Origin of the sequence: Thermotoga caldifontis AZM44c09 (assembly GCF_000828655.1) — a bacterium.
In the GTDB taxonomy this organism is placed as follows: domain Bacteria; phylum Thermotogota; class Thermotogae; order Thermotogales; family DSM-5069; genus Pseudothermotoga_A; species Pseudothermotoga_A caldifontis.
Genome location: NZ_AP014509.1, coordinates 709,421 through 735,553 on the forward strand (window position 1 = coordinate 709,421; position 26,133 = coordinate 735,553).

General features: G+C 50.4%; 27 protein-coding genes. 19 read left to right on the forward strand and 8 right to left on the reverse strand.

What is annotated here, in order from left to right:
* Genes TSP01S_RS03455 through TSP01S_RS03485 form a run of 7 tightly spaced genes read left to right on the forward strand, consistent with a single transcriptional unit; the run spans position 1 to position 7,093 of the window.
* Positions 1 to 1,209: a S41 family peptidase gene (locus tag TSP01S_RS03455; protein ID WP_041076489.1), complete on the forward strand. Its 1,209-nt coding sequence runs from the start codon at positions 1 to 3 to the stop codon at positions 1,207 to 1,209.
* Entirely contained in the window at positions 1,206 to 1,781 is a 576-nt protein-coding gene (locus TSP01S_RS03460; RefSeq protein ID WP_041076491.1) for a hypothetical protein, read from the forward strand. Before TSP01S_RS03455 ends, TSP01S_RS03460 begins: the two co-directional genes overlap by 4 nt.
* Positions 1,778 to 2,224, forward strand: coding sequence for a hypothetical protein (locus tag TSP01S_RS03465; RefSeq protein WP_041076494.1), 447 nt, complete (start codon positions 1,778 to 1,780; stop codon positions 2,222 to 2,224). Before TSP01S_RS03460 ends, TSP01S_RS03465 begins: the two co-directional genes overlap by 4 nt.
* Positions 2,221 to 4,539, forward strand: a complete 2,319-nt coding sequence (locus tag TSP01S_RS03470) for an efflux RND transporter permease subunit (protein ID WP_052463483.1) — start codon at positions 2,221 to 2,223, stop codon at positions 4,537 to 4,539. The genes TSP01S_RS03465 and TSP01S_RS03470 overlap by 4 nt, the downstream gene beginning before the upstream one ends.
* A complete protein-coding gene (locus TSP01S_RS03475; RefSeq protein ID WP_041076498.1) occupies positions 4,517 to 5,794 on the forward strand; it encodes a glycosyltransferase family 4 protein in 1,278 nt (425 codons plus the stop codon). Before TSP01S_RS03470 ends, TSP01S_RS03475 begins: the two co-directional genes overlap by 23 nt.
* Positions 5,754 to 6,383, forward strand: coding sequence for a hypothetical protein (locus tag TSP01S_RS03480; RefSeq protein WP_041076500.1), 630 nt, complete (start codon positions 5,754 to 5,756; stop codon positions 6,381 to 6,383). The genes TSP01S_RS03475 and TSP01S_RS03480 overlap by 41 nt, the downstream gene beginning before the upstream one ends.
* Positions 6,380 to 7,093 carry a biotin--[acetyl-CoA-carboxylase] ligase gene (locus tag TSP01S_RS03485; protein WP_041076501.1) on the forward strand — a complete coding sequence of 238 codons (714 nt, stop codon included), beginning with the start codon at positions 6,380 to 6,382 and terminating at the stop codon, positions 7,091 to 7,093. The genes TSP01S_RS03480 and TSP01S_RS03485 overlap by 4 nt, the downstream gene beginning before the upstream one ends.
* A gap of 178 nt (positions 7,094 to 7,271) precedes the next feature.
* Here TSP01S_RS03485 and TSP01S_RS03490 read toward each other — a convergent pair whose 3' ends face one another.
* On the reverse strand, positions 7,272 to 7,529 hold the full coding sequence (locus tag TSP01S_RS03490) for a S4 domain-containing protein (RefSeq protein WP_041076503.1): 258 nt from the start codon (positions 7,527 to 7,529) through the stop codon (positions 7,272 to 7,274).
* Between the two features lie 44 nt (positions 7,530 to 7,573).
* On the opposite strand from TSP01S_RS03490, the gene TSP01S_RS03495 reads away from it, so the two are divergent.
* The 8 genes from TSP01S_RS03495 to amrB all read left to right on the forward strand — a co-directional run bounded on the left by TSP01S_RS03495 (position 7,574) and on the right by amrB (position 16,049).
* Positions 7,574 to 8,767, forward strand: a complete 1,194-nt coding sequence (locus TSP01S_RS03495; RefSeq protein ID WP_041076505.1) for a type II secretion system F family protein — start codon at positions 7,574 to 7,576, stop codon at positions 8,765 to 8,767.
* A 72-nt stretch (positions 8,768 to 8,839) separates the two neighbouring features.
* On the forward strand, positions 8,840 to 9,175 hold the full coding sequence (locus tag TSP01S_RS03500) for a hypothetical protein (protein ID WP_041076507.1): 336 nt from the start codon (positions 8,840 to 8,842) through the stop codon (positions 9,173 to 9,175).
* Between the two features lie 4 nt (positions 9,176 to 9,179).
* On the forward strand, positions 9,180 to 10,160 hold the full coding sequence (locus TSP01S_RS03505) for a type IV pilus biogenesis protein PilM (protein WP_041076509.1): 981 nt from the start codon (positions 9,180 to 9,182) through the stop codon (positions 10,158 to 10,160).
* Positions 10,132 to 10,707: a hypothetical protein gene (locus tag TSP01S_RS03510; RefSeq protein WP_041076512.1), complete on the forward strand. Its 576-nt coding sequence runs from the start codon at positions 10,132 to 10,134 to the stop codon at positions 10,705 to 10,707. The genes TSP01S_RS03505 and TSP01S_RS03510 overlap by 29 nt, the downstream gene beginning before the upstream one ends.
* Before the next feature lie 2 nt (positions 10,708 to 10,709).
* Positions 10,710 to 11,174 carry a hypothetical protein gene (locus tag TSP01S_RS03515; protein WP_041076514.1) on the forward strand — a complete coding sequence of 155 codons (465 nt, stop codon included), beginning with the start codon at positions 10,710 to 10,712 and terminating at the stop codon, positions 11,172 to 11,174.
* Positions 11,171 to 11,635 (forward strand): hypothetical protein, encoded by a 465-nt coding sequence (locus tag TSP01S_RS03520; protein WP_041076516.1) that lies wholly within the window; start codon positions 11,171 to 11,173, stop codon positions 11,633 to 11,635. The genes TSP01S_RS03515 and TSP01S_RS03520 overlap by 4 nt, the downstream gene beginning before the upstream one ends.
* Positions 11,636 to 11,646: 11 nt before the next feature.
* Positions 11,647 to 15,219, forward strand: a complete 3,573-nt coding sequence (locus tag TSP01S_RS03525) for a type II secretion system protein GspD (RefSeq protein ID WP_041076518.1) — start codon at positions 11,647 to 11,649, stop codon at positions 15,217 to 15,219.
* Positions 15,216 to 16,049, forward strand: coding sequence for an AmmeMemoRadiSam system protein B (gene amrB / locus TSP01S_RS03530; protein WP_041076521.1), 834 nt, complete (start codon positions 15,216 to 15,218; stop codon positions 16,047 to 16,049). Before TSP01S_RS03525 ends, amrB begins: the two co-directional genes overlap by 4 nt.
* On the opposite strand, the gene murJ is transcribed toward amrB, so the two are convergent.
* Genes murJ through TSP01S_RS03565 form a run of 7 tightly spaced genes read right to left on the reverse strand, consistent with a single transcriptional unit; the run spans position 16,036 to position 23,106 of the window.
* Positions 16,036 to 17,478 (reverse strand): murein biosynthesis integral membrane protein MurJ, encoded by a 1,443-nt coding sequence (murJ, locus tag TSP01S_RS03535; protein ID WP_041076523.1) that lies wholly within the window; start codon positions 17,476 to 17,478, stop codon positions 16,036 to 16,038. The two genes, amrB and murJ, sit on opposite strands and share 14 nt — an antisense overlap.
* Positions 17,475 to 18,671: a pyridoxal phosphate-dependent aminotransferase gene (locus tag TSP01S_RS03540; RefSeq protein ID WP_041076525.1), complete on the reverse strand. Its 1,197-nt coding sequence runs from the start codon at positions 18,669 to 18,671 to the stop codon at positions 17,475 to 17,477. The genes murJ and TSP01S_RS03540 overlap by 4 nt, the downstream gene beginning before the upstream one ends.
* 1 nt (position 18,672) lies before the next feature.
* Positions 18,673 to 19,833 carry a class I SAM-dependent rRNA methyltransferase gene (locus TSP01S_RS03545; RefSeq protein WP_041076527.1) on the reverse strand — a complete coding sequence of 387 codons (1,161 nt, stop codon included), beginning with the start codon at positions 19,831 to 19,833 and terminating at the stop codon, positions 18,673 to 18,675.
* Positions 19,829 to 20,920 (reverse strand): iron-containing alcohol dehydrogenase family protein, encoded by a 1,092-nt coding sequence (locus tag TSP01S_RS03550; protein WP_041076529.1) that lies wholly within the window; start codon positions 20,918 to 20,920, stop codon positions 19,829 to 19,831. Before TSP01S_RS03550 ends, TSP01S_RS03545 begins: the two co-directional genes overlap by 5 nt.
* 12 nt (positions 20,921 to 20,932) lie before the next feature.
* Positions 20,933 to 21,610 carry an endonuclease V gene (gene nfi, locus TSP01S_RS03555; protein ID WP_041076531.1) on the reverse strand — a complete coding sequence of 226 codons (678 nt, stop codon included), beginning with the start codon at positions 21,608 to 21,610 and terminating at the stop codon, positions 20,933 to 20,935.
* A gap of 2 nt (positions 21,611 to 21,612) precedes the next feature.
* Positions 21,613 to 22,794: an LCP family protein gene (locus TSP01S_RS03560; protein WP_041076533.1), complete on the reverse strand. Its 1,182-nt coding sequence runs from the start codon at positions 22,792 to 22,794 to the stop codon at positions 21,613 to 21,615.
* Positions 22,795 to 22,824: 30 nt separating this feature from the next.
* Complete coding sequence (locus tag TSP01S_RS03565; protein ID WP_197538910.1) at positions 22,825 to 23,106, reverse strand: DUF167 domain-containing protein; 282 nt, start codon at positions 23,104 to 23,106, stop codon at positions 22,825 to 22,827.
* 43 nt (positions 23,107 to 23,149) lie between these two features.
* Here TSP01S_RS03565 and TSP01S_RS03570 point away from each other — a divergent pair, with 43 nt between their 5' ends.
* Genes TSP01S_RS03570 through TSP01S_RS03585 form a run of 4 tightly spaced genes read left to right on the forward strand, consistent with a single transcriptional unit; the run spans position 23,150 to position 26,133 of the window.
* Positions 23,150 to 23,548, forward strand: a complete 399-nt coding sequence (locus tag TSP01S_RS03570; protein ID WP_041076535.1) for a hypothetical protein — start codon at positions 23,150 to 23,152, stop codon at positions 23,546 to 23,548.
* On the forward strand, positions 23,548 to 24,009 hold the full coding sequence (locus tag TSP01S_RS03575; RefSeq protein WP_171816802.1) for a restriction endonuclease: 462 nt from the start codon (positions 23,548 to 23,550) through the stop codon (positions 24,007 to 24,009). Before TSP01S_RS03570 ends, TSP01S_RS03575 begins: the two co-directional genes overlap by 1 nt.
* A gap of 13 nt (positions 24,010 to 24,022) precedes the next feature.
* Complete coding sequence (kamA, locus tag TSP01S_RS03580; RefSeq protein WP_041076536.1) at positions 24,023 to 25,279, forward strand: lysine 2,3-aminomutase; 1,257 nt, start codon at positions 24,023 to 24,025, stop codon at positions 25,277 to 25,279.
* A complete protein-coding gene (locus tag TSP01S_RS03585; RefSeq protein WP_041076538.1) occupies positions 25,249 to 26,133 on the forward strand; it encodes a hypothetical protein in 885 nt (294 codons plus the stop codon). Before kamA ends, TSP01S_RS03585 begins: the two co-directional genes overlap by 31 nt.

Here is a 26,133-nt window from a genome sequence, read left to right on the forward strand (position 1 = left end):
ATGAGGAAAAACGTTTTTGTCGTCGTAGTGATCGGTGTTGTCGTCCTGCTGACGAGCTGGCTTTTGAGTGGCGCGGTGAGCCCGAAGGATGTAGACAAGGCGTTGACGCCTTTCTACCAGACGCTCTCCTACATCCTGAACGCGTACTATGAAAGGGACAACATCGATCTCAACAAGCTCATCGACTCTGCTATCGACGGTTTGGTGAAAGGTCTTGGAGACGATTTTTCTTACTACGAGGGACCGGAAGAGGTTGAGGAAAAGCAGATAGAAATGGAAGGCGAATACGGTGGACTGGGCATAGAGGTGACTTACGACAGCGAGTACAAGGCGGTGAAAGTCATAGCACCCATGTACGGAACACCCGCGTGGCGTGCCGGTCTGAAACCTGGAGATAGGATCGTCTCCATAGACGACCAGCCCGTGAGCGAGATGCAGTACATGGAGGCGGTTAGAAAGCTGAGAGGCCAGCCCGGCACGACGGTGAAGATAAAAGTTCTGAGAGAGGGTGTACAGGAGCTCTTGACGTTCGAGATCACCAGGGAGGTCATACAGATCATACCTGTGAAACATGCCTACATCGAGACTCAGAAGGGACGGATCGGTTACATCATGATCACCCGCTTTGGCGCAAAAACTTCCCAGGAAATGGCTTCGGCGCTGAATGAGATTTTCCAGAAGGGTGTTCGAGGTATCGTACTGGATCTCAGGAACAATCCGGGAGGTTATCTCAACAGTGCGATAGACGTCGCGAGTTACTTCATCGACAAGGGAATAATCGTGAAGACGAGGAACGCTTACGGCGTCGAAGAAGTGTACGAATCGAAGGGAAACAATTACCCCAACGTCCCAGTGGTGATCCTGGTTAACAGGGGGTCTGCATCCGCATCCGAAATCCTCACGGGGGCCCTGAAAGATCACAACGTGGCAAAGATCGTCGGTCAAAGAACGTTTGGAAAAGGTTCGGTTCAGACGGGATTCCCCCTGGCCAACGGAGGAACACTCTATCTGACAACGGCAAGGTACATGACACCTTCTGGTAAAGATATCCACAGGATAGGAATCGAGCCAGACGTCCTGGTTCAGGAGGAAAGTGAAAAACCAAGAGAAGCTCTCGTGTACGACTACACGAAAAAGATCGTTGAGGTCAACTTGGAAGATCCATTCATCGCTAAGGGTCTGGAAGTTCTGCTGGGGCTGATCCAATGACGCCCTTCGGTTTTGCCACGATCTGTTTTTCGTTCTGTCTGATCGTGGCGTTGTTTTTTCAGTTCCAGGCAGGGGCAGGCAAGGAGATCTTTGAAGTACAACCTTTCCCAAAGGTAGTGCTGATTTCGCCCATTCAGCAGTTTCTGATGACGCTGAGACAGAGAATGAATCTGATGATGGAAGTCAGGCAACTTCCCGCTGGAAGTTTTTCTGCCAGTTCGGGCGGGGCCGCAATGACTGTGAGGCTCGATCGAATTTCGGATTACATGTCTCTTCTTGCGAAAGAAGGAAAACCCTTTGAAAACAGGATCGAGGTAAACGTGGCGGGCTCGAAGAAGCTGGTGCGTGCAGCGTTCCAGAAAGAAGGATTGCGGGTGGTCTATTCGGCCACGATATACTTCGGTTCTGAAGGGCAAGTGCTCACAAGTCATTTGGACGTTGCGAGGATTTTGAACCAGGTTTTGAACGGAGAACCGCAGTACGTGAACGTCAAAAGTAGCGGTGAAGAATACGTTGAATCTTTGAAGATGCTCGCACAGAGGTACGGCGTAGAGGTGCGCACGACGGAATGAAAGTCCTGAAAGCACTTTTCGTGAGAGATGCTTTCATCAAAATTCGGGAACCGTGGTCCTTCTTGGCTGCGTTCGTGGTCTTCAACGTGGTTGTTGTTGCCTTCTGGAAACACGTGCAGCTCACGTTCGTGGGGAGTAACCCTTTGGAGGTCTGTGCAGAGCTCAACGTGGCCTTTTTAGTTTATATGTTTCTACTCTGTGGTTTGACAATTTTGCGCTCCGGGAGTCGGAAAGTATTCTCAATTCCGGCACAGTTCTTTCCTTACGTTCTCACACCAATTTATGCGGTCATACTCACGTGGCTCAGACTTCCGAAGGCTCTGTCTTTCGCGATTGCATTCCTCCATTCGATCCTCCTGTCCAGTGAACATGACATCTTGGTTCTGTCAGTGAGGATCGCCGCTTATGGCGCTCTACTGACGGTGGTGAGGCACTGGATATGATGGGGCTCGTCACGAAGCACCCCAAAGCTGTCGTGATCGTGTTCTTGCTCTCCACCGTGATCTTTGGCCTTTTTGGTTTCACGAGGCTCTCGATAAATTCAGATCTAACGAATCTGGCGGACAAATTCGACGAGGCTTACAAGGAGCAGATAGATTTCCTCGCAGAAAAGCTTTCTTCGAACACCCTGATAGTGCTCGCCTACACTGATGGAAACGTCGAGAAAACGAAGAGAGCCATCGAATTGCTGAAGGAACGATTCGAAGAGAGTGGATACATAGCAGAAACACTGAAGATGGACAATCCTGAGTTGTTCGTGAAGTACGGCTTTCTCGGCTTCGACACGGAGATGTTCCGGCAGGTGGGGAACCTTCAGGATCTTGGTAAAGGTGGTTTCCTGGATTTCGTTTACTGGAGAAAGGTATTCACGACTCTATCCATGCTTTCTGATTTTGCCGAAGCGTACACCAGAAGAAAGGGTATAGAACAGTACGTGCTGGTCTCTCCAGATCAGAAAATAATGCTCATCAACTTCACGCTGAATCAGAATCTGGGCGATGTTGGATCTATCAGCCGGGCCGTTGGTGAACTTCGCAGCATAGCGAGGCAGATCACTAAAGCCACGGGAACGAAATTTGTGTTCACCGGAACCCCAGCAGGCGTGTACGAGTCGAACAGGCAGGTGCAGAAAGATTTCACTATCACGTCCGTGGTGTCGTTGACTGGTATCACTCTGCTCGTTTATCTGGGTTATGGAAGCTGGGGTGTTCTTCTGTGCTTGTTCGTTTCCATGATAATTGGCATGTGTTTGACCTTGGGTCTGGCAGGATTAATCGTCGGTGAAATCAACATAGTGACTTCTTTCGTGAACGCGATGGTGCTCGGGCTCGGAATAGACTACGGTATACACATGATGTCGCGAATAGCAGAACATGCGAAGGAGCTGGAAATCGAACAGAGCATTCGGGAAACTTTTTCCGAACTGACCAAGCCGAGTCTGGCGGCCCTTTTGACGACCATCGGCGCGTTCAGTTCGATGTATCTTGGATTGTCCAGACCCTTCGTTCAGATGGCCACCTTTTCCATCCTGGGGATGATCTGCTTTTATCTAACGATGATGTTCTTTTTACCTTCCCTCGTACTTGTGTTCAAAGTCCAGCCTTCAGAGAAAGAGAAACTTGGATTTCTGAAAAAACTGTTCCTGGCTGGAAAGTCCAGAAAGTTCGCCATAGTTGTTTCTATCATCTTCGTCGGCTTGATCCCTCTTGGAATTTTGAACCTGAAGGAGTACTGGTACACTCCTTCGGGACTGGTTTCCAAAAACGCAGAATCCGCCATCGCTTTCGCAGAGTTGAAGAGGAGCTTTCAGAGGGTTGGATTCGGGGAAGTGTGCGTAGTAGCAGAGGATCTCGAAGAGCTGAAGAGAATCGATGAACTGCTGAGAAAATCGAACCTCTTCATTCCTCCACTGTCTGTGCTGAGCTTGATGGAGTTCTCCAAGTTCAACCCCAGCGGTGGCACGCTCGACCTATATGCGAGCCTCAGTGAAACCGTTAACAATCCGTTTCTTGTGGCCCTTTTCAAAAGGATCGAGATGTATCCTCAAATACTCGATATGTTGAGGTTGTTGAAGAGTTCGAAGGATCTGAACGATATCCTGAACGAACTCAAAAAGGACGTGCCGCTTTTCTTCTACGAAAGGAACGGTCGCACGATGTACGTTCTGTACACCGACACGGTGAAAGATCTGTACAAGGGCAACCATTTGAAAACTGTTCACAACTTTCTCGTGGCGAACGGCGTCAAATTCTTTGGAACACCCGCGATGCTTTACATGATCATGGAAGACATGAGAAAGAGCATGTACAAGCTGACCTTTCTGACCATTTTCGGTGTGCTTGTGATGCTTCTGCTGAGCATCAGATCGATTAAAGGAAGCTTGCTGATATCACTGGGAGTCCTGTCATCAATAGTGATCACTTTCGGTGCCGGAACGATCTTCGGCATTCATGCGACCTTCATGACTCTACTGTCGGTACCCCTGTTACTGGGGCTCGGGGTTGATGGTTTGATCCACATGAGACACGCTATTTTGAGACGGGATGAATCTCATACGTACAGGACCTTCAAGTCCGTGTTTCTGTCGAGCGCAACCACGATAGTGGCCTTCGGGAGCTTCTCGGCTGCCCAAGGTGAACTGTTGAGGGAGTTCGGCATACTCATGAGCATAGGATTCGTCGTCTGTTTCTTGATCACCGCACTTCTGAGTTTTCATGTTTTCGGGGGTGAAGTCCGTGAAAATAGCGATGTTCACTGAAACCTATGTGCCTCAGAAGAACGGTGTGGCAATCTCGGTCTTCCTATACAAAAGGGCGCTGGAGCAGCGCGGGCATCAGGTGTACGTGGTCACAACAGTTGGCAACAGCAATGACGAGATTCTCGTGCTGAAGAGCACCCAGTTCAAGTACGAGTCCAACCACGTGATTCCGGTGGATGGTCGTTTGCTCCCCGTTTTCGATTTTGTACGTTCCAAGAACGTGGAAATCGTTCACAGCCATGCTCCGTTCGCCCTCGGATTGAGGGCTTTGGCGGTACAGAAATATCTGAAGCTCCCGCACGTTCATACGTACCATACCCTTCTGGTGGAGTACAGACATTACATTCCAAAACCCCTGACGCCTTCCAGAAAGAGCGTGGCAGAGTTTTCAGCCTGGTTCTGCAACATGGTCAACAGGATCGTCGCACCGACCGAAAACATCAAGCGAGAACTCGAAAGTTACGGTGTCGTGAGACCCATTCACGTTATACCGACGGGCATAGATGTGGACTCTTTCGATAGACCTCCGCTTATCGATGTCCGCAAAGAGCACGGAATATCGTCAAAAACCAGACTGTTGCTTTATGTTGGGAGAATGGCGAAGGAAAAGAACGTGTCTTTCTTGCTGCGTGTGCTTGCACACCTGCTGCAGAAAAAGCACGATGTGCACCTTCTGCTCGTCGGTGATGGACCCGAGAGGAACCAGCTCGAGGAAGAAGCGAAGCAGCTCGGAATCGAGGATAGAGTGACCTTCACAGGTGCCTTACCGAGAGAACGGCTCGTCGATTATTACCAGCAGGCCGACGTGTTCGTTTTCGCTTCCATGACCGAGACGCAGGGATTGGTGGTGCTCGAATCTCTTGCTGCAGGAACCCCTGTCGTGGCCGTGGCGAAGATGGGGGTTGCGAACGTTTTGAGAGATAAGGAAGGTGCGTTGTTGCTGGAAGAACCAGTGCTGGAGGAGTTCGTTGAAAAAGTGGAGATGTTGCTTTCCGATCCAAAACTCTACGACGAGATGAGATCGAGAGGTAGAATCTACGTGAGACAGCACTGGTCGATAGATAAGACCGTTCAGGAACTCGAAAGGGTGTACGAAATGGGAGTCGAAGAGGGGCCAATCGAGGTGGAGTACTACACCAGCGTATGGATCGAGATCATGGTGGAGAAGATGAAGCAAATTTCGAACAAGATCTTCACCGCAGGAGGTGGCAGGCGTGTTACCTTTGCACCTTTTTCTCGGACACGTGGTCGCTGACCATGCGTTCACCAACAATGCGAAGATAAGGACCTACAGGGGTTCAAAGCTTCTTGGGCACATCATCTGGTCGCTTTTCGCAATCTTAGCCTTCACGTTCGACACCTTTCTGCGCTCAAGACTGGGCACAGTGCTGTTGATAGCGTTTTTCACCGTTCACGCGTTGCTGGACATCGTCAGGGTGAAGGTCTATCCAAAGGGTAACCTCCTCAACCTGGTGGAACTCGTCGGCCTGGCCTCGGCGTTCGTCTTCAACATCGTGGGTGTAAGGTTGCTGAAAGGTTCATACCTGTCGAACGAGTTCGTTCTGTATCTGCTCGGCATGTCGGTTGTGTCAACTGGTGTAACGTATTTCTTCAGAAATTTCTATCCGAAAGACGAGTTCATGTCTGACATAGAAGGCATCTCGGAGAGATTGGCAGTTTTCATATTCTTACTCGCATCGAAACCATTGTTCGTATTTCTCTCCCTCTTGATAGCACTCTTCTACCGGCTGATCTTCGTGAAAAGGTTTGACCACACTTGGTGGATCAGTCCTGTCAGTGGTTTACTGATCAGCTTCGCCTGGAGGCTGATGCTCTACGGATGATCGGTGAAAACATCGTAAGGGTTCCGATCATAGGTTCAACGAACGACTTTCTGAAAGAAAACTGGCGAACGTTTCCCCATGGCACAGTTGTGGTGGCCGATGTACAGACTGCGGGTCGAGGCAGGTTCAACAGGTTGTGGCATTCACCGGAAGGTGGTCTGTGGTTTTCGATACTTTTCAAACCCAGGAAGCGTGTCCGACCGAACTTCTACACGAAGTTGTGTGCCGTTTCGATCGTCAGAGCGTTGAAGCGTACGAAAATCGATGCGAAACTCAAGTGGCCGAACGATGTTTACGTGGATGGGAAAAAGCTGGCAGGAATACTCACAGAAACCGTCTTCGAAGAAGAACAGATCAGGGCCGTCATCGTTGGTATCGGCCTGAACGTGAACAACGAGATTCCACAGGAACTGGAAAAGAAAGCCACCAGTTTGAAGATCCTGACAGGAGAGGAATTCGAAAAGCTGTCCATTATGACGTCAATCCTGAAACAGATCAACAAAGCGCTGAAGGTTTACTCGAAAAAACCAGAGGCGCTCACGCGGGTTTGGAAGAACATGTTGATCCAGAAAGAAGGGCAGATGATCGTTTTCAAGACCGCTAACGGCGTGCTGAGAGGCAAGCTTCTGAAAATAAATGAAGAAAGTCTAACGCTGAGTACCGAAAACGGTCCTGTGGAACTATCATCGCTCGAGTTAATGGACGAATGAAGATACTCGTTCGCGCACCTGCTTCGATTTGAACGGCGCATGTGTCTTGCAGCATGCCGAATCGACTTCGTTTCCAAATTCAACTTGACTGAGTGAACTTCGTGACCCGGCGCTGTTTGAAATTGGATGAGTCCATCGGGAATACTTCTGAAACATCGCGTGTCGTTCTCTAAGGAACTCAGCTGTCTGCCGGATCCGCATAATCAATGTGGTCCTTTTTTGTTTCGTTCAAAAGTTTGGGTTTACCCTGCTGATCGACGAGCAGTTCCACTTCCTTGAAAGGAAAGATTATCTTTATCTTGTCACCGATTTTCACTTCATAAGAGGGTTTAACAATCCTTCCATTCACAGAAACTTTTCCGCTCTCTATCATCCTCTGAGCGACCGTTCTCCTCTTGATCATCCCGGTCTGTTTGAGGTACTTGTCTATTCTCACACTCATCACCCATTCGTAGTATACTTTTTCAAGAGGTGAACTGAGTGCCTTACTTCCAATACACGGCTCTAACCCCCGATGGGAGAAGAATAAAAGGGACGGTTCAAGCCAACAGCGAGTCTCAGGCCGCCGATCTCATCAGAAGAAGGAACTACGTCGTGTTGAAGCTTCAGCCTGTCGCTTCGAAAAGAGATTTCGTTTTGTTCGGCGTCCATCTGAACGAGCTCGTGGTGTTCTGTCGCCAGCTGGCGACGATGGTGAGCGCCGGTGTGAGGCTCAAGGACGCTTTGTCCATTCTGTCAAGACAGGACGTGTTCTCGTCGCGTTTCAGGAGGATCATCACCAACCTGGTACTATCACTCGAAATGGGTATGTCCTTCTCGGAAGCTTTGAGGAACGAGAAGGTGTTCGATTCCATATTCATCAACCTCGTTTCGTCGGGTGAAGAAGGTGGCGTACTCGACAGAGCTCTGGAAAAGGCTGCGGACTTTTACGAATCTTCGAAAAAGCTCCAGGACGAGGTCAAATCCGCCATGGCTTACCCAACCTTCGTTCTACTGTTCGCGATAGGAGTGATATTCCTTATAACGTTTTACATCTTGCCAAGGTTGATTTCAGTCTTCGGAAGCATACCAACCAGTGGAATCGTCAGATTTCTCATGAACGCGAACAGGTATCTCTCTGAGCACTGGCTCTCCGTTTTGATCACAGTGGTTTTGGTCGTCGTTGGGATCGTCATCTTCTCGAGGACCAGGTACGTCAGTTACGTGAAGGAATGGCTCGCAACGCTGTTTCCTCCACTCGCCAAGCTTCGCAACATGATGGCGGTAGAGCGTTTCTGCAGGATTTTGGGGACGCTGACTGGTAGTGGCGTTCTTCTGACGAGGGCTGTCGAAATGGCTGCTGCCGCATCGAACAGTCCCAGGCTGATCAGGTTGAGCAAGCGCATAAGCGAAAGGGTACGTGAAGGTGCAAGTCTTAGACAGGCGATGCTCGAAAGCGGAGTCTTTCCGCAACTGGTTTACGAGATGGTGGGAACGGGTGAAGAGACGGGAAAGCTCGAGGAAGTGTTGCTCAAGGTGGCGGACTTCTACGAAGATCAGATAAGAACGGGTGTGAAAAGGTTGGTTTCTTTAGTCGAACCGATGCTGATCGCGGGCGTTGGAGGATTCATAGCGTTCATGGCATTGACCATGTATTCAACGATCTTCCAGCTACAGCAAACCATAGGCAGGTGATCTTCAACGTTAGTCGAGATCGTTGTCAAACTGCTGGTTCTGGTCTCGTTTGCCGTGGGGATCTTTTCGTGTTTGCCCGTCCTGGACAGGGTCATGAGTTACGTTGAGCCGCTCTATCTGAAATGTCTGGTTTATTCGGCGTTGCGTTACGTGAACGGTGTTAATCCATCTGGGAGCGTGACGATAAGCGTGATCAACGATGAAATAAGGCTGAGGTGTGTTCCTTCGGATAAAGGCAGAAAAGTTGTCACGGTCACTCTCGTTCCAAAAGGATCGGTCAGGATCGTGACCGATGGTGGGCCGATAACGTTATCACCTGTTGCTGTCATGAGAGCGGGAAGTATTCTGAGTGACGAGTGGACTGTCAGCTTTCCACCTGTGGTTTTGAGGATGAACATCAAGAGGTGATGTTGTGCAGATATTTCACAAGATGATAACCGCGATCGATGTGGGAAAAAGCTGGATAAGTGGGGCGAGGGCGAGAAAGTTCAGAGGTATCATCTCGAAACCAGTCTTCGCGAGCGTCAGAAACGAGGGGAACGTTGTGGAACATCTGAAGACGCTGAAAGAGAAACTGAGACCAGACGTGGAGGACATAGTCGTAACGAACTTTCCGGTGGAGGAAGTGCTCTTCAACACCTTAGAGATTCCCAAGGAATTGAGGAAATCGGAGCTCAGAACGTACATAACCGCTGAGATGTCGAGGATTCTGAACCTTTCTTCATCGGAAATAGCACTCGATTTTGTGAGAAATCCCATCGGAAAAGCGCTCGTGATGGTGACGAAGACTCGTCGCCTCAACGAATGGATAAGCAACATCACTGCCGCGGGCTTTCCGCTGCCAGACGTGGTGATACCCGACGTCTTCAAGTATCTGCAACTGTTGAAAATACCTGGGCCTGAGGCGTGCGTGCTGGTGCTCCTGACGCGCGATTACAGTGTGGTCGCCGTGTGCGTATCTGGCTCACCGCTGGGCATCAGGACGTTCTCTTATTCTCTGGATGAGACCATCTCGATAGTCAGTGAAGAGACGGGTCTCAACGAGACGGAGATAGTTCAGGAGCTATCCAAGCAAGAATCCAGCAACGCGAAGAACGTTTTCGAATCCATAACGGTTGACTTGCCCTACTCTGTGGAGAGGGAGATCATATTCCTGCTCAGCTCAGCCCTGCCAGGATCGTCCATAAGGGATGTTGCGAAATTCTACATCTTCTGTGATCCTTTAGGGTTTACACCCCATTATGTGAAACTCTTCGAAGCAGTTGAAACCATGCAGGGAAAGATCCAGCCATTAAGCTTGAGCATCGATGCGAAAGACTTGCCTGCGGGAACGATCGGTCTTCTGGTGCGTGGAGGTGAAGAATTTGGAAAGAATAAACTTGTTCAGATATAAAAGACCCGTTTTGAAGTTTTCTTCCTTCTTGATCCTGATGCTCGCGTTGCTCGCGCCAGTTCTCGCCATGCGGTTCACTTTGGATTTTTACAAGCGCTCCGTTATCGACTCTATTTACATCAGTCATGGAAAGATCGCCGAGAAATACAGAATCAGTCGTACCACATCTCTAACTACCATCATCGCGACGCTGGATTCTATCAACAACCAGCTCGTTCAGACCAGTAAACGTCTGCAAGCGCAGATAGACGTTCTGGAAAATCACATCAAAAACTTCAACGACAGAATGCAGCCACTGCACAGGATTTTGGAGACGTTGCAGAAGACCGATCAGAACTGGATCGTCCTGAAACAGCTGATCTTCGGTGACTCTGTGAGGATCGATCTGTACGAACTCTACGATCCAGCCATAATCAGAACGGCCGATCGGTTAGAAAAAGCCCTGTTAGAGCTGGGATACAAGGTGAACAAGAGTGAGGAGTACGACGTTCTCATGCAATTTCTTGGCAGAAGGATTTCCAGCGTTTCTGTGGAAGGAAGGAGATAACTATGCCAAGAAGGTTGGCCATCCTGCTGGCCTTGCTCATCGCGTTAGGTTCTGCGCTCTATTTAGACGTGTACGAGTATTTCAGATCCAGGGTTCTCGTCCTCAAACTCGAAAATTCTTTCATAAAGCTCGAAGAATACGACAGAAACGTGGAGCAGAAGAGAGAGTATCTGGCAAAACTTGAAAAAACCGTTCAACCTCGTATGACACTGAAAGAGCTCGAAAATCTTACGAAAACTTCGAATCTGTCGTTTTCACCACAGAAGGACGGAACTTATCTCGTTGAGGGAACCTGCAGAGCCGATCAGCTGGTGAATCTGCTGAACGAGTTGCTGAAGAGTGCGAACTTGACCGTTCAGCTGCTCCAGATAGAAGCAAAGGAGCTCGTGCCCGTGGTCACAGATCAAGCGCAGAGATACGCGAACTTGAGTGTGAAGATGATCTTAAAGGGTGTGATGCTGCAATGAACAAGCGCCTAATAGTCTTACTTCTGGTTCTCGTTGCAGTTTGGTCTGTGGCCATCTACATGCTGTTCTTCTATCGAAAATCACCCGCAGCTGCTCCTGCAGCACGTGCTGGTGAAGCTGTCATCCAGCCTTTGATCAAGAGGTTGAACGATCCAGATATCGAGAGGTTCAGAACGCTCGTTGAGACGTCGAAGCCAATTGAGAACATCTTCGAACCTTACGTGTTGAAGCTCGACAGAGAGCGACTGATGCGTCAGGCGCTCTCAGAACTGGAAGTGCTGCCCAGTTACAAATTCAAAGGTTACTTCGTGGGCGGGAACGAAAACTTTGTGATGTTTTCGAACGGTATTGCAATACCTGTTGGATCGATCCTTGAGAATAGATACCTGATAGTCCACGTGGTGAGCTTCGCTGCGGTAGTTATGGACCTGTCCACGGGGAACCTTTTGGTTGTAAAGTGAGGAGGGGGACAATGAGGAAGACCGTTTTCCTGCTGGTTCTAATTGCGAGCATGATCAGCTTCGCAGCTTCTCTGATCACGATCTCTCCAACCTTCAGCACCGCGGGTGTCACATTAACGATGCAGTTCGATACGGACATAAGCGAGAAGAACGTGTATCTGGAGAAAAACGCCTCGGGGTCTCTGATTTCGATTTATCTGCGGGACGTGAGACCCGTTTCGGATTCTTTCTTCCTGCCCATCGCCTATGGACCTGTTGAATCTCTGAGGGTCATCAACACACGCCAGGGCAGTCTCGTCCTGGTCCAGCTGCTCGTTCCGAGGGAACCTGAGACAATCCTCACTGGAAGAACGCTGAAACTCTTTGTTCCATCTTCTCAGAAAAGGCTGAGCCTCGCGCTGGTGGATGGAGATGTGGAAACGGCGGTGAAGTATCTGTGTGAGGAGCTGAAATTGAACGTTGTGCTGTCAGACAGAGTGAAAACCCAGAAACTCTCGTTGAAACTGGATGACGTGCTGCCAGAAGACGCACTGAGAAATGTCCTCGTCACCGTGAGAGTGAACAATGAACCGCTCGCTTACAGTTACATGCCCGACGGAACGCTTCACGTGGGCACGCGCAGCGATATCGCCGCACGTTTCCAAAAGTTCTGGGGAGTCTTCGAGGTGAAAGATGAGAGCTTAGTTCAGAAGATCGAGTCTTTGCTATCGCCGAACGTTGTCATGAGCTATCTTGCGAACAGGTCGGTGCTGTTCGTCTATGGAGACGTCCAGGAACAGGAAATAATAGCCAAAATCCTTTCACTGACACCACAGGTGGAGACCAGAGAGTTTTCTTGTCCAGGTTTCATAGAAGAGACAAAGAAACTGCTGGACGCGTTGAAGGGTCTTTACAGCTTCGAATATCATTTGCTCGAAGGTCTGGACAGGTTCGTTCTGAAAGCCGACCCACAGACTTTAGACAGGGTGTTCATTTATCTGAGAGAGCTCGAAAGGATTGTCAGATCGAGACAGGTTCAGCAAGAAGTTCAGCAACCTGAGGTAGTTCCAGAAACGGTCAACGAGAGAATTCGAGTCATTTACCCGAAGGAAGCGATCGAAATTCTTAAGAGGTTCAATGTGGGAATCGAGGAGATGCCCTTCGGCGAGATCGTGATGAGTGGTGAGAAAGAAAGGATAGAACTCGTGAAGGGAGTTCTGAGAGACCTTGGATTTTTCGATTCCCAGCAGATGAGGAGGTTCGTTGTACCAAAGACTCACTCTGAAAAAGTCTTGAACGCACTGACGCAGATCCTCGCCATACCGAGTTCGCGGATCGTGATTTCCGAAGATGGTAGCAACATCAACATCGTTCTGTTGGCACCGGAAAGGGTTCAGGAAACCGCTGAAGATCTCATAAGAGGTTTGATGATGTTCTTGACGTCTTCGAGACTCTCAGAGGTGTTCTTCCTCAGAGACAGGGAAACGACCCAGCAGGTCTCGGCGATCCTGAACCAGGTGTACGGAATAGAAACGAGCGGCGTTGAGAACGTGCTGAAAGTTGTTGGTACGAAGGATGAGATAGAAAAAGCCAGGAAGTTCATAGATATGTTCGTGAGGGAGAAACACACCAGGGCCCTTCCACTCGCGATAGATCAGGAACTGTTCGCCGAGCTCAAGACACTCGTTGAGTCCATGTTCGATGTTAAGCTGGAGGCGAATCTGAGGTCGCTCGGCCTGTTACTGATGACTTCTGAAGACAGAGACCAGCTTGAATCCGCGGCACGGGAGATCGAATCTGTCGTGAAAATGTTGCCCGAAAAGCCCTCCGAGACGTACGAGCTGGTCCCTGCGATCGAGAACGTTGACTTCAACGATCTGAAGCTCTTACTGTCCGAGATCTACAGGGTGAGGATCGAAAGAACTCAGTTCTTCTACCTGCTGGTTGGACAGAAGCAAGCCCTGGACGGAGCCAAACAGCTTCTGGAAAGGATCAGAAGCTTGGTCGGTAAACCTGCCGAGATCACGTACAGGCTCGTGAAGGTCAGGGAGGATATCTCAATTGAAGCTCTGACCCGTGCCATCGGCAGTGTTGCAAAGGTCGAAGCCATCAGTATCGAAAACCTTCTCCTGCTGAAGGGTGAGGAGTTACAGATTTCGAAGGCACTCGAACTGATGAAGCTCATCGAAGAGAACGTGCCCGTCAAGGTTGAAGAACCGAAAAAAGTGACCGTGGTGGTCAGGCAACTCGTACCGGAGTTCCCGGCGAGCGAGTTCAGGGTGTACCTCGAGAAGATAGGTCTGAAGGTTGATTTCGAAGCTTTCACGTCTCTGAACGTAGTGGTCATTTCGGGTGAAGAAGGGACGGTTAACAGAGCAGTTGAAGAGTACGAAAGGTTCGCCGGAACGATCCTGAAACAGCTGCAGGCGCGTGCAGAGGAGGAAAAGAAAAAGCAGGAAAAACCTTTGAAGGTGCAGAAGGTGTCTGAAAACACCGTTTCAATAGATTGCGACGGAATCCCGCTCAAGGATGTTGTGGAGGCTGTATCGCGGGAACTCGGGATTTCGTTGATCTTTGTGACCTTCCCGCAGGAGACCGTCACGATGAAGGTTTCTTCCATGAGCTGGGAACAGTTCAAGGATGTCGTACAGAAAAACTACGGCTACAGCTTCGTCGAATCAGAAGGTGTAACCGTTCTGCTGAAACCTGTTCCTACACCCGACACGACCGTGGAGCAGAAGTTCATCTACAGAGTCTCCCACAACCTCGATCGGATCAAATCCGTGGTGGAATTTTACGGGGGAAAGGTGTACGTGGACGATCTGAACGATTTGATCATCTTGACGAACATCAGTGCTGAAGCCAAGCGAGAAGTGGAAAAACTCATAGATGAGTTGTCCAAGCCTTTGAAGCAGGTGGAGATAGAGGCACAGTTCATCGACAGGGCTCTGACGGACGAGCTCACCAGAAGGGCTAACCTCAACTTGACCATGCCACCTGCGACGATCGACGTCGGTAGCTCAGGCAGTTTGAACCTTTCGACTTCGGTGATCGACCTGGTGGATTACAGGAATCTGCTGAGCATACTTGGAGGGGCCCAGTTGACTTTGAACGCCGAGGCGCAGAAGTCCAACAGCACGACGGAGTTGCTGGCGAGTCCAAGAATGGTCACCGTGAGTGGCAAGGAAGCCAAGATATTGATAGGTGAGCGTGTACCGTTCGTTGCCGGTATCGACGAAAACGGTCGGATCATAATCGATTACATGGACGTCGGTATTCAGCTGAGGATCACACCAGTGGTGCGCAACGACGGTAGCATACAGCTGAAGGTTTACACCGAGGTCAGCGAAGTCAAAGAACGGGCACTCTCAGGCATGAACACCTACGGTAAGATCACGAGGCAGGCTGAAACAGAGGTGATCCTGAAGAACAACCAGACTCTGGTGATAGGTGGCCTGGTCCAGGATAAGTCTGTCAAAACTGTGGCGAAGGTCCCGGTGCTCGGTGAACTTCCTTTCATAGGTCAGATTTTCAGATCCGTGACCGACAGAAAAGACAAAACGGAACTGCTCATCTTCATCACCGCGCGGGTGATCGAGCCGTGAGGAGGAGTCCTGTTGTCTCTGGCAGTTTTTACCCTGCATCGGTCAGGGAATTGACGAAGCTCATCGAAATCTGTTTCACCTCGGAGCTGGGTCCAGGAGAGCTACCCAAGAAGCCAGAAAAACTTCTTGAAAGGTGTGTCGGGTTGATAGTCCCACACGCCGGGTACATCTACAGTGGTCCCGTGGCGGCGCACGGTTATTTGGAGGCGGCGAAGTTTGGCAATCCGAAACTGGTCGTACTGCTTGGCCCAAACCACACAGGGTACGGTGCCCGGATTGGCGTCTGGAGCGAGGGTAGCTGGCTCACACCGCTCGGTGAGGTTCGTGTTTGCAGTCAGGCGGCCGAGCTGTTCCTGAGCAACTGTAAGGAGGCTTCGGCGGACGTCCGAAGCCACATGGCCGAACATTCTCTCGAGGTCCAGTTGCCCTTCCTTCAGTACGTTTTCAAAGACTTCGAGATACTCCCAATAACGATGTTTCCCGTCGGGCTGACTGTGTGCAGATCGGTCGCGAACGCTCTGGATCAGTTGCTGAGAGATCATCCTTCAACTCTCGTCATAGCTTCCAGCGATTTCAACCACTACGAGGATGATCGAACCACCAGGTGGAAGGACCAGCTCGCGATAGATGAAATATTGAAGAAAGATCCCGAAGGTCTGTACCAGGTGGTGGCCAGAGAGAGGATCACGATGTGCGGCCTATCGCCTGTGGCGAGTTTGCTTTACATGCAGAGCTTTTCGAAGGTGAGATTGTTGAAGCACGCGACGAGCGGTGACACGTCGGGCGACAGGTCCCACGTCGTGGGATACGCAAGTTTCATCTTCGAATGAACTTGAAGAGTTGATGGGCCTCTTCCACTTTCAGAACCAGACAAAGCGAAAGATAGACGATCGCGCCGATCATGACCAGTGCTACGGTGAAGAGCCTTGACGGACTCACGTGGTCCAGTACCATGAGCACAGACCCCATCACGAAGGATGAGAGCAGCACCTTTTGAAAGTGCTTGACATCGAAATCTGGTCGGATCTTGAACAGTAAATATGCCATTCCGATGACACCAGAAAGGGCCGTGGCCAGTGCGATGCCTGCGGTTTTGAATGTCAGGCCGAGCACGAAGTCCAGTACCGCGTTGGACGCAAAAGAGATCACTGTGGCCTTGAACGGAAGTTTCATGTCTTTCTTTGCGTGGCACGTCCTTGAAAGAAGAGCCATCATTGAGTAGAAAGGAAGTCCTAACGAATAGAAGAGCAAAGCCGTGGCAGTCTTGATCGCATCCGAATGTGTGAAAGCGCCGTGCTGGTATACGAGAACTATCAGCCTTTCGCTGAGCACTATCAAACCGACTGTGGATGGAATACTCAAAAAGAAGGTAGTTCTCATCGCATCTTTCAAATGTTGCCGTCCACTTTCTCCCTCACCGCTCATGAGGGGCAAAATCACCGTCGAGATCGCCACACCGAAAACTCCAAACGGTAGCTGGTAAAACCTGTTCGCGTACTGCAATATTGAAACGCTTCCCGGGCCAACCAGCGCGGCGACGTTCACATCGATGAGAACGTTGAACTCAGAAACCGTCATGGCGAGGAGGGCGGGGAAGAACAGTTTGAAAAAATCACGAACGCCAGCGAAGGTCGGTCTGTAGGAAAATCCTGCCTTCCTCGCTCCAGGTATCAGGCTCAAAAACATCGCCGCACCGCCGAGGGTGAAACCAAGGGTCGGTCCCACGATGCGTGGACTGAAGAATTCGCATGAGATCACCCCGAGTATGATGCCCAGATTCATGAACATCGGAGAGAGTGCGGGGAAGAAGAATCGCTCGCTCGTGTTCTGTATGGCGTAAAGTACGGCCCAGAGGAATATGAAAACGATGAAAGGCATGCTTATGCGCGCGAGCTCGGCGGCCAGCAGCTTCGTTTCCATGTTCGCACCGCTCGCAAGGAGTGCGGGCACGAACTGTGGAAAGATCTCCACAAAGATCGTCAAACCAATGGTCACTATGCCAAGGCTCGTTACGACGGCCGATGCGAACTCGTTTTTGTCTGGCTTTTCTTTGTAGAGCGGTATGAAAGCTGAGGTCATGGCGCCTTCTGCGAAGGCTCTTCTCAAAAGGAAAGGAAAGGCAATGGCGATGGAGTAGGCATCGAACTCAACGCCAACGCCGAACCTGTTCGCAAGAAAAACGTCCCTCAGCAGACCTGTGACCCTGGAGATCAGCGTTGCCAAAGCGAACAGACTACCGTATTTCAGAACTTTGGTCATGGCATTTTCTTTCTATAGGCTTCTATTCCCAGATTCAGAATTCTGACCGCATCTCTCAGCTTCTCGCAGTCCAGAACATAGGCGATCCTCATCTCGTTGACGCCGGCACCCGGAGTTATGTAGAACCCGTCCAGTGGTGCCACCATGGTGGTTTTGCCATCCACTTCGAACTCGGTGAGCATGAACTTGACGAAGTTCTCCGTGTTGTCGATAGGAAGCTTGGCAGCTATGTAGAAGGCCCCGTTGGGTTTTTTGAACACCGCACCTTCTATTTTCGAGAGCTCCTCGTACACTACATCCCGCCTCGCCTGGTACTCGAGTCTTATCTGCTGGAAATAGTTCTCATCCAGCGTCAGCAGTCCTATCGTACCGTACTGAGACATCATCGATGGGCAGAGGCGTGCCTGGGCGAACTTCATCGCTGCCGCGTAGAGGTCTTTGTTCTTCGTCACGAACGTTCCAATCCTCGCACCACACGCACTGTATCTCTTCGAAATGCTGTCAACAACGATGATCCTGTTTGAAATCTCTTCAAAGGTCAGCATTGAGATGGCTCTGTAGCCGTCAAAGACGAACTCTCTGTAAACTTCATCAGAAATGATGAACAGATCTTTCTCTACCGCAACGTCTGCGATGGTCCTCAGCTGCTGCTCATCGTACACCGCACCCGTAGGGTTGGAAGGGTTTGAGAAGATGATCGCCTTCGTTTTCGGCCCGATCACTTCAAGGAATTTCTCTTTTTTCGGTACCGCATAGCCATCTTCAGGGTAGGTCCGCACCGGCACGAGTTTTATACCGAGCTGGCTGGCGAAACCGGCGTAGTTCGCGTAGAACGGTTCGAGCACGACGATCTCATCTTCAGGGTCTGCGACCACCGACATGGCGAAGATCACAGCTTCACTTCCGCCGTTGGTGACTATTATGTGTGAAGGACTGACTTGGATACCGAACCTCTCATAGTAACGTGCGAAGGCCTCTCTCAGCTCCAGCAAGCCGGCCGAGTGTGTGTAAGCTACCACCGAGGGTCTGTACTTCTCGGCGTACTCAAAATACACCTTAGGTGTGGGTATGTCGGGCTGGCCTATGTTCAGATAGTAGATCTTCTTTCCTTTTCTCGCTGCTTCTTCGGCGTAGGGTATGAGTCTCCTTATAGGGCTCGCCGGGGCTTCAACGGCACGCTGTGAAAGTTGCATATCAGTATCGCCTCCTGACTTCGGTTATGATGAACTTCAGATACCTTGTTTCTGGAACTTCGAGCAAGAAAGGATGATCGAAACCCTGACCACCCCTGTAAAGAACGTTCAGCAGAACTTTTGTATCCTTCGCTGCGTCGCTCAGCAACGATTCAAATTCCATTTCCGACAGAACCTGGGTGCAGGAAGCCGTGGCGAGGACGCCGGGTTTTCTTAGAATCTTCATCGCTCTGAGGTTTATCTCCTTGTGGCCACGTATCGCAGAATCTTTCGAAGCGGAAGTTTTGGCAAAAGAGGGCGGATCCAGAACGACGAGGTCGAACTGTTCAGAACGGGAGTTTTCCCTCAACCAGTCGAAGGCGTTCGCCTGAACGATCCGGTAATTCGTGAATCCGTTCAGATTCAAAAGCTTTTCTGCGATGGACAAACTCCGCTCCGAATAATCGACCAGAGCAACGGTTCGTGCACCGGCTTTCAGAAGGTGCAACGCGAAGTTTCCCGTGTAGCAGAAAATGTCTGCACACTCTCTATCCTTCGCGAACGCCGAGCAGATGTAGCTGTTGTAGAGATGATCTAAGAAAGCTCCCGTCTTCTGACCCCTCAAATCCGCCGCCAGCAACAGTCCGTCGTGTTCGAAATAGATGATGTCGGGTCCTTTACCGAGGAGCCAGCCACAGTTTTCCTGTAAACCTTCCTTTGCCCTTGCTGGGGCATCCGACTTTTCGTACACGCCGATGGGATTCACGTACTTCACCAGTTTCTGAACGATCAAATCTTTCAGCCTTTCCATGCCGAGCGTGTTGATCTGTATCACGAGATAATCTGCGTACTTGTCCACCACCAATCCCGGTAGTCCATCGGCTTCACCGTTCACGAGACGATGAGCTTGTCCTGAGATGAGTGCATTCTTTCGTCTTTCAATCGCCTCCGCGATTCTCCTGTCTATGATCTGTTCGATTGAAAGCGGTTGCAGAGACAGCAATCTAACTGTGATCTTTGACTTCGTGTTGATGTAACCAACTCCATAGAATTTTCCATCGGAGAGATGCACGTTGACCACGTCTCCATCTTCGAACTCTCCTTCAAATTTCGCTATTTCGTTCCGGAATATCCACGGATGGAAATCCCTGTGATTGTTCTTCAGAAAGACGCGTGCTTTAATGGATCTTCACCCTCTCGTAGAGATACCTGATCAATTCTTCGGTGAAGTTGCCGCGTGTCCACTGGAGGTGTGGAGCGTTCTTAGCCCTTTTTGTCCAGACCTCGAGCTCCTCTTCGTTTATTTCAACTCGCACGTTGAACCCCACCAGCTTCAGGAAGTTGGAGACACCCCCGAGAATCGAATTCACAAACTCAACCTTTTCCGGCACCTCCATCGAAGCCTGCTCAACGACCACGTCCAGGAAAGCGGCGGTCGCTTCACCGTGCCTGATGTTCTTGAAAGTCGTCAGAGGATAACCGAGCGCATGCGCGACGGTCGTGCTGGTCTGACTGATCACCATTCCTGCGAGGCACGACGCCAGGAGCATGTTCTCACGTGCGCGCAGGTTTTCGGGTTCTCTCAGAACTATCGGCAGGTTCTCCGCGATGAGTTCGATAGACTTTTTCGCGTAGAGATCAGAAATGGGGGTCGCTCTTTTTGAAAGAAAACCTTCAACCGCATGGCACAGCGCATCCAGGCCAGTGGACCTCGTCAGAGGTTCGCTCAACTTCAGCGTGTAGCGGGCATCGAGAAACGCGAGCTTTGGGAATGTCAGAACAGGATGTGAAAATCCCCTTTTGAAACCTGCATCGTCTGTCAGCACCGAGTACTGAGTCACCTCGCTCCCCGTTCCCGCGGTGGTCGGAATGGCAACGATCGGCAAGGTTTCGCTGTATTTCGACGGATCGTAGAGGTCTTCCACCTTCAGTGAAGGGTTCTTCAACAGCACCGCGACAGCCTTTGCTGTGTCCATCGGACTGCCACCACCGAGACCTACAACGAAATCGAAAGATTCCTGCGCAAACTCGGAAACGATGGTTCTCACAAGGTTGAAGGTTGGATTTTCTTCAACGTCATCGAAGAGCACCATTTCAACGCCAATCTCGCTGAACACTTTCATCAGATCATCGAGCGAGCCGTTCTCCTTTGAAGATCTCTTACCGGTCAAAACGAGCGCCCTTTTACCGAGCGACTTCAACGCATCCTTTCCCTGCTCGATACACCGCTCACCGAAGTAGATTCTCGTGGGCATGAAATACTGCCACATCCTTTCACCTCCTCAACCGAACAACGTGGCTTGCTTGTACTTCTGGGTCAGTTCGTGTGCCAGTCGCGTTGGTTCTGGCAATCGGTGATTCACACAGCAACGCAACGTCAACTTCAGGGCAGACAGCACGTCACACTTGTGACCGGGCGATACAAACAGGGGCTTGTTGCCAACCTTGGTCCTCACGACAACGCCGATCACCTCGTTCTTGTCGTAAAGAAAGGTGTAAGAACCCTGAACGTTCGGAGGTTCGATGAAACTGCCGTAGAGGTGGGATTTCGCGATGCCAACCGTGGGCAGGTCTATGAACAGTCCCATATGCGACGCAATGCCGAGTTTTCTCGGGTGTGCGATGCCCTGACCGTCGAACATGACCACGTCGGGTAAAACGTTCAGTTGCTGCCATGCCTTCAAGAACACTGGTCCTTCTCTGAAAGCCAGTAAACCTGGCACGTACGGAAATGTCACTTTCTCGTGAGCAACGACCTGCTCGATCACGCGCATGGTCGTGATGTCCAGGACCACGATCGCTGCGACACCACTTTCCTTGTCCGGAAAAGCAAGATCGACACCGGCGACGTACCGTATGTCTTCCAGTGGCGTCAATTTTATCAAAGATCTGAGTTGCTTCTGAATCTCAACGGCTTCTTCCGCCGTGACATCCCACGAGTGAAGGTTTCTGTAATTCATATTCACCTCACCACTACCAGGGCGTCTATGGGAAATCTGGGATAAATCCTGTTCTTCGATAACCTATCGATCAGATCGAAGTACGTTTTCAAAGCATTTGGATCGGAATTCACAGAAATGAAAGTGAACTTCCTGTCTGGATAAACGTTGCTCAAAAGCTTTTCCAGGCTTTCTTTCATGCCCGCGTTCAGTACGAGAACGCTGTTTTCTGTGAAAGATAAGCCCAGGTCCTCCCAGACGATGAGGCTCGGCTCGACTCCGACCTCGTTCCAAAGGTTCATCTGTTTCTCCAGAAAGCCCCTCGTCTTGTCGACGGTGGCGTTCATCAAAATGATGCGTGGTGTGCTCGTTGCTTGCTGGACTTTCATTTCCTTCAAGGCTTGCTTGTAAGTCTGCAGTTTTTTCTCGTCGAGGATCACGTCACCCTTTTCGTTGATCGCGTATGGAAAAGACAAGAACTCGACGGAAAATCCCTTCCTCAGTCTGGAAAACAGATACACCAGTTCACCCGTGGAAACTCTCAGGTCGATGTTCTTCTGAAGGTTGTTGAAGATGGACAACAACTTTTGAAAGCTCACGTGCCTGGCATTTTCCAACAATTTCATCAACACTTCCTTCTGTCTCTCTATCCTCGCCAGGTCACCCATCGCATCCTTCCTGTACCTTATGTAAGCGAGCAGTTCGTCGCCTCTCATCTGATACACACCCGGTTGGAAGTCTATGTAAAGTTTCTGCACGCTGTCAGAGTACTTCATGGGCTCTTTCACGTGTATTTCAACGGGTCCAAGTTCATCGCCGAGGTATTTGAACGCCGCGTAATCCACGATCACCGCTCCGTTGAAATCGATGTCCAAGAGCTTGGACAGGGTTTGTTTCAAACCTGGAATCCGGGACCTCGCATAAATTGCGTTTATCTTGCTGTTCCCTACGAGCAGATCTCGCGGAACGTTGCTGATCAGAATTTTCCTCTGTTCGTGATCCACGAGCGCGATCATGATCACATCTGCCCGGCGCGTGCCTTGGATCGCCGCATCCACACCCACGACCAGCAACGAATAGGGATTGACCTGTGGTTTTCTGTAAAGGAAGAATTGAAACAGCCAGCCTGAGAACAGCACCAAGAACAGTACGACAAGAAGAATGACTGTCAGAGTTACGATCGATAAGACCTTTGCAAGCTTCACCTTCGAAGGCTTCCTCCATCGTTCATTTTATCACACACCGTCTTGATGGATGCCGAGTCTCCGTCGTATTTCTTCCGTGTCGAGAGGTAAGTCGATTTGCTTGAACCTCGAGGTCCGGCCATTCACTATTCTCACATCGGATTTGCTCAGGGAAAATTTTTCAGCGAGCAATTCACGAACCGCCTCGTTGGCCTTCCCTTCAACTGCGGGGGCGGTGACGCTCACCTTCAAGGTTCCATCTGCCATGAGCTCTATCGATTCACTCTTTGCGCCAGGTTTGACCTTCACGAGGATCCTCACCAGCTTGATCACACCCCTCAACCATCGTGTACAATGTGGTTTGGGAGCAGGCTTGATGAAGGTTCTGTTCGAAACAATCATCGCGATCTGTCTGAGCTTTCTGTTCATCATTTTAATCAGGAAACGTAAAGCCAAGCTGAAGAATATCGAAAACATCGTTTTTGAGAAGTTCAGCAAGAACGGTTGGACGCAGAAGCTGTCTTCCAGCCAGAACGGTGCCAGATACGTGCTGTTCGTTCGCGGGAATAAAGCGGCTGTTGTTGTCTTCGTTCGGAATTTCAACTTTGAGGTGTTCAAGCGCACCGTGATCCTGGCGCTTTTGAACCGTGCAGGACACATAGAAGTCTACCACTCGACGATCACCCACCATGTGCGAAAGGCTGTGGACTTCTTCAACAAAAATAGAAGGCTTCACAAAATGAAAATGATCGCCGTCCGGAAAGGGATCACATGATGTTGCAGCTCTTCGTTTTCGTTTCGCTCACACTGTTCTTTTTGATGGTTCTGATCAAACGGAAGAAACCGGGAAAAAAGATTCGCACAGGATTTGTTCAGAACGGTCAGCAGTTCGAAGCTTATCTGTGCGAAATCTTCAGGAGGGCAGGCTACAGAGTCCGTCCTACCAAGCTCTCGCACGATTTCGGTGCCGATCTTTTGATCGAGAGCAGCGGAAAACTCGTGGTACTTCAAGCCAAGTATTGCAACAAACCGATCGATACCGGCGCGGTTGAGGAGGCCGTCGTTGCGGGGACAATATACGGGACAGGGTTCGTTGGCATCGTGACGAACAACGAGATACCGGAGCGGGTCAAAGAGTTTGCGAGGCAGTTCGAAGGTAAGACGTTCGTGAGGAAGATTTACCTCATCGACGGTCCGGCTCTGGAGAGGCTGAGGAGGAAGGAAAGGATCGTTTGAGGGAGGAGAAAACATGCGTGACTTCAAGCAGATAGCACTCTGGAGGAACGTGAGTGAAAAAGAGTGGCGTGACTGGAGATGGCAGCTGGCAAACAGGATAATGACGTTGGAACAGCTCGAACAGGTGATCAACCTGACGGACCAGGAACGTGAAGGTATAAAGCATTCACTGAAGTTTTTGAGAATGGCCATAACACCCTACTATGCGAGCCTCATGGATCCGGACGATCCCAACTGTCCGATAAGAAAACAAGCGGTACCCACGTCCAAGGAACTGCACATAAGCGATGGTGAAATGGTGGACCCATTGCACGAAGATGTCGACTCCCCCGTGAAAGGACTGACCCACCGTTACCCGGACAGGGTGTTGTTTCTGGTTACGGACCAGTGTGCGATGTACTGCAGGCACTGTACCCGCAGGAGGTTTGCGGGGGAAACCGACGCCCCGCTCGATCGAAAATACATCGATGCAGCCATAGATTACATAAAACAGAACAGAAAGGTGCGGGACGTGCTGATCTCCGGGGGAGACCCGCTGACTCTGTCTGACGAGAGGCTGGAGGAGATCATCTCGAGGCTCCGCGAGATAGAACACGTGGAGATCATACGTATTGGTACGCGCGCGCCTGTGGTTCTCCCCATGAGGATCACGGAATCTCTGGTGAACATGTTGAAGAAGTACCACCCGATATGGTTGAACACGCACTTCAACCATCCAAAAGAGTTCACAGAAGACTCGAAAAAAGCCCTCGCGATGCTTGCGGACGCAGGAATACCTTTGGGTAACCAGACGGTGCTGTTGAGGGGTGTCAACGACTGCCCAAGGATCATGAAACAACTCGTGCATGAACTCGTCAAGAACCGTGTCAGGCCTTACTACATATACCAGTGCGATCTGTCCAGAGGGCTTTCACACTTCAGAACCAGCGTCGCGAAGGGTATAGAGATCATAGAATACCTGCGGGGTCACACCTCAGGGTTCGCCGTGCCGACGTACGTGATCGATGCGCCTGGTGGGGGAGGAAAGATACCGGTTGGTCCGCAGTATCTGATATCCATGGGTGAGGGCAAGGTGGTTCTGAGGAACTACGAAGGTGGCATCTTCGTCTATCAGGAGCCGAAAGACTACAGGAGCAACTGCGAACCTGATGAAGAAGTTGAAGGAGTGGCTTCGTTGCTCTCTGGGAAAGATAAATATCTGCTCCCACAGCAACTCGAAAGGGCCAGGAGGATCAGAGAGTGGAAGGAAAAGAGATCGTCTACATCGTAGGTACCAAGAAGGGTGCCGGCAAGACCACGGTGCTGAACAGGATACTGAGAGATTGCGAAGGTTGTTGCGTCACGAGCGTGGGTATGGACGGCGAAGAGAAAGACAGTTTGACGGGTGAACCCAAACCTCGGGTGAGGGTCAACACGGCGCAGTTCGTTCTCACAGGCGAAAGGTTCCTCGATCTTTCGAGGTTCGAAGTTCTGGAGGTTTTCTCTTACAATCCGATCGCGGGTTACGAAACACTCGCCCGGCCGCTGATCGAAACGGACGTCATTGTGGCAGGAACGAGCGGTTCCACGATCAGGCAGCTCTCACAGAATTTTCATTTTGCCCGGATCATCGTCGATGGGGCTTTGGACAGACTCGTTCACGCGGGAGTCGTGGATGGAGCGAAGATCTTCCTGGTGGTTCACGGTGAAGGCGCCGATAGCCTGAGGATCCTCAGGAAGGTTCTTTTCGCCTCGAAGTTGGCCAAGCCACCCAGCGAAGTTGAGATTATCGTGAAAGATCTGGAGGGTGTGTGGGCCATAACGAAATCCGGTCAACTTGTGAAGATTTCAGATTCCTGTCTGACGCTCAGACAAACGAACTACGATGAGTTTGAGTGGCTCTACGTTTCAGGTATCGTCACAACGTCGGTGCTGAGGTTGAGGGACAAATTGAACCTGTGTCTGAACAATCCTCTGGCCGTTGCAGAAGTGCCGGACAGTTTTGATAACATATATACTGTGAACAAAGTTGCGCTCGAAAAGGTTTTCATCAATTCATCCTCTCAACGTGGTTTGTCAACGACTTTGCGAAGGCTCTTGAAGGATTCATCCATCGAGATCGAGGATGTACTCACTCTCGATTGA

What these genes read in the sequence shown, in the direction of transcription:
- TSP01S_RS03575 (WP_171816802.1), top strand. Translation starts at nt 23,548, where the DNA reads ATGTTGCAGCTCTTCGTTTTCGTTTCGCTCACACTGTTCTTTTTGATG.
- TSP01S_RS03485 (WP_041076501.1), top strand. Translation starts at nt 6,380, where the DNA reads ATGATCGGTGAAAACATCGTAAGGGTTCCGATCATAGGTTCAACGAAC.
- kamA (WP_041076536.1), top strand. Translation starts at nt 24,023, where the DNA reads ATGCGTGACTTCAAGCAGATAGCACTCTGGAGGAACGTGAGTGAAAAA.
- TSP01S_RS03540 (WP_041076525.1), bottom strand. Translation starts at nt 18,671, where the DNA reads ATGCAACTTTCACAGCGTGCCGTTGAAGCCCCGGCGAGCCCTATAAGG.
- TSP01S_RS03520 (WP_041076516.1), top strand. Translation starts at nt 11,171, where the DNA reads ATGAACAAGCGCCTAATAGTCTTACTTCTGGTTCTCGTTGCAGTTTGG.
- TSP01S_RS03550 (WP_041076529.1), bottom strand. Translation starts at nt 20,920, where the DNA reads ATGTGGCAGTATTTCATGCCCACGAGAATCTACTTCGGTGAGCGGTGT.
- TSP01S_RS03515 (WP_041076514.1), top strand. Translation starts at nt 10,710, where the DNA reads ATGCCAAGAAGGTTGGCCATCCTGCTGGCCTTGCTCATCGCGTTAGGT.
- TSP01S_RS03455 (WP_041076489.1), top strand. Translation starts at nt 1, where the DNA reads ATGAGGAAAAACGTTTTTGTCGTCGTAGTGATCGGTGTTGTCGTCCTG.
- murJ (WP_041076523.1), bottom strand. Translation starts at nt 17,478, where the DNA reads ATGACCAAAGTTCTGAAATACGGTAGTCTGTTCGCTTTGGCAACGCTG.
- TSP01S_RS03570 (WP_041076535.1), top strand. Translation starts at nt 23,150, where the DNA reads ATGAAGGTTCTGTTCGAAACAATCATCGCGATCTGTCTGAGCTTTCTG.
- TSP01S_RS03525 (WP_041076518.1), top strand. Translation starts at nt 11,647, where the DNA reads ATGAGGAAGACCGTTTTCCTGCTGGTTCTAATTGCGAGCATGATCAGC.
- TSP01S_RS03470 (WP_052463483.1), top strand. Translation starts at nt 2,221, where the DNA reads ATGATGGGGCTCGTCACGAAGCACCCCAAAGCTGTCGTGATCGTGTTC.
- TSP01S_RS03460 (WP_041076491.1), top strand. Translation starts at nt 1,206, where the DNA reads ATGACGCCCTTCGGTTTTGCCACGATCTGTTTTTCGTTCTGTCTGATC.
- nfi (WP_041076531.1), bottom strand. Translation starts at nt 21,610, where the DNA reads ATGAATTACAGAAACCTTCACTCGTGGGATGTCACGGCGGAAGAAGCC.
- TSP01S_RS03465 (WP_041076494.1), top strand. Translation starts at nt 1,778, where the DNA reads ATGAAAGTCCTGAAAGCACTTTTCGTGAGAGATGCTTTCATCAAAATT.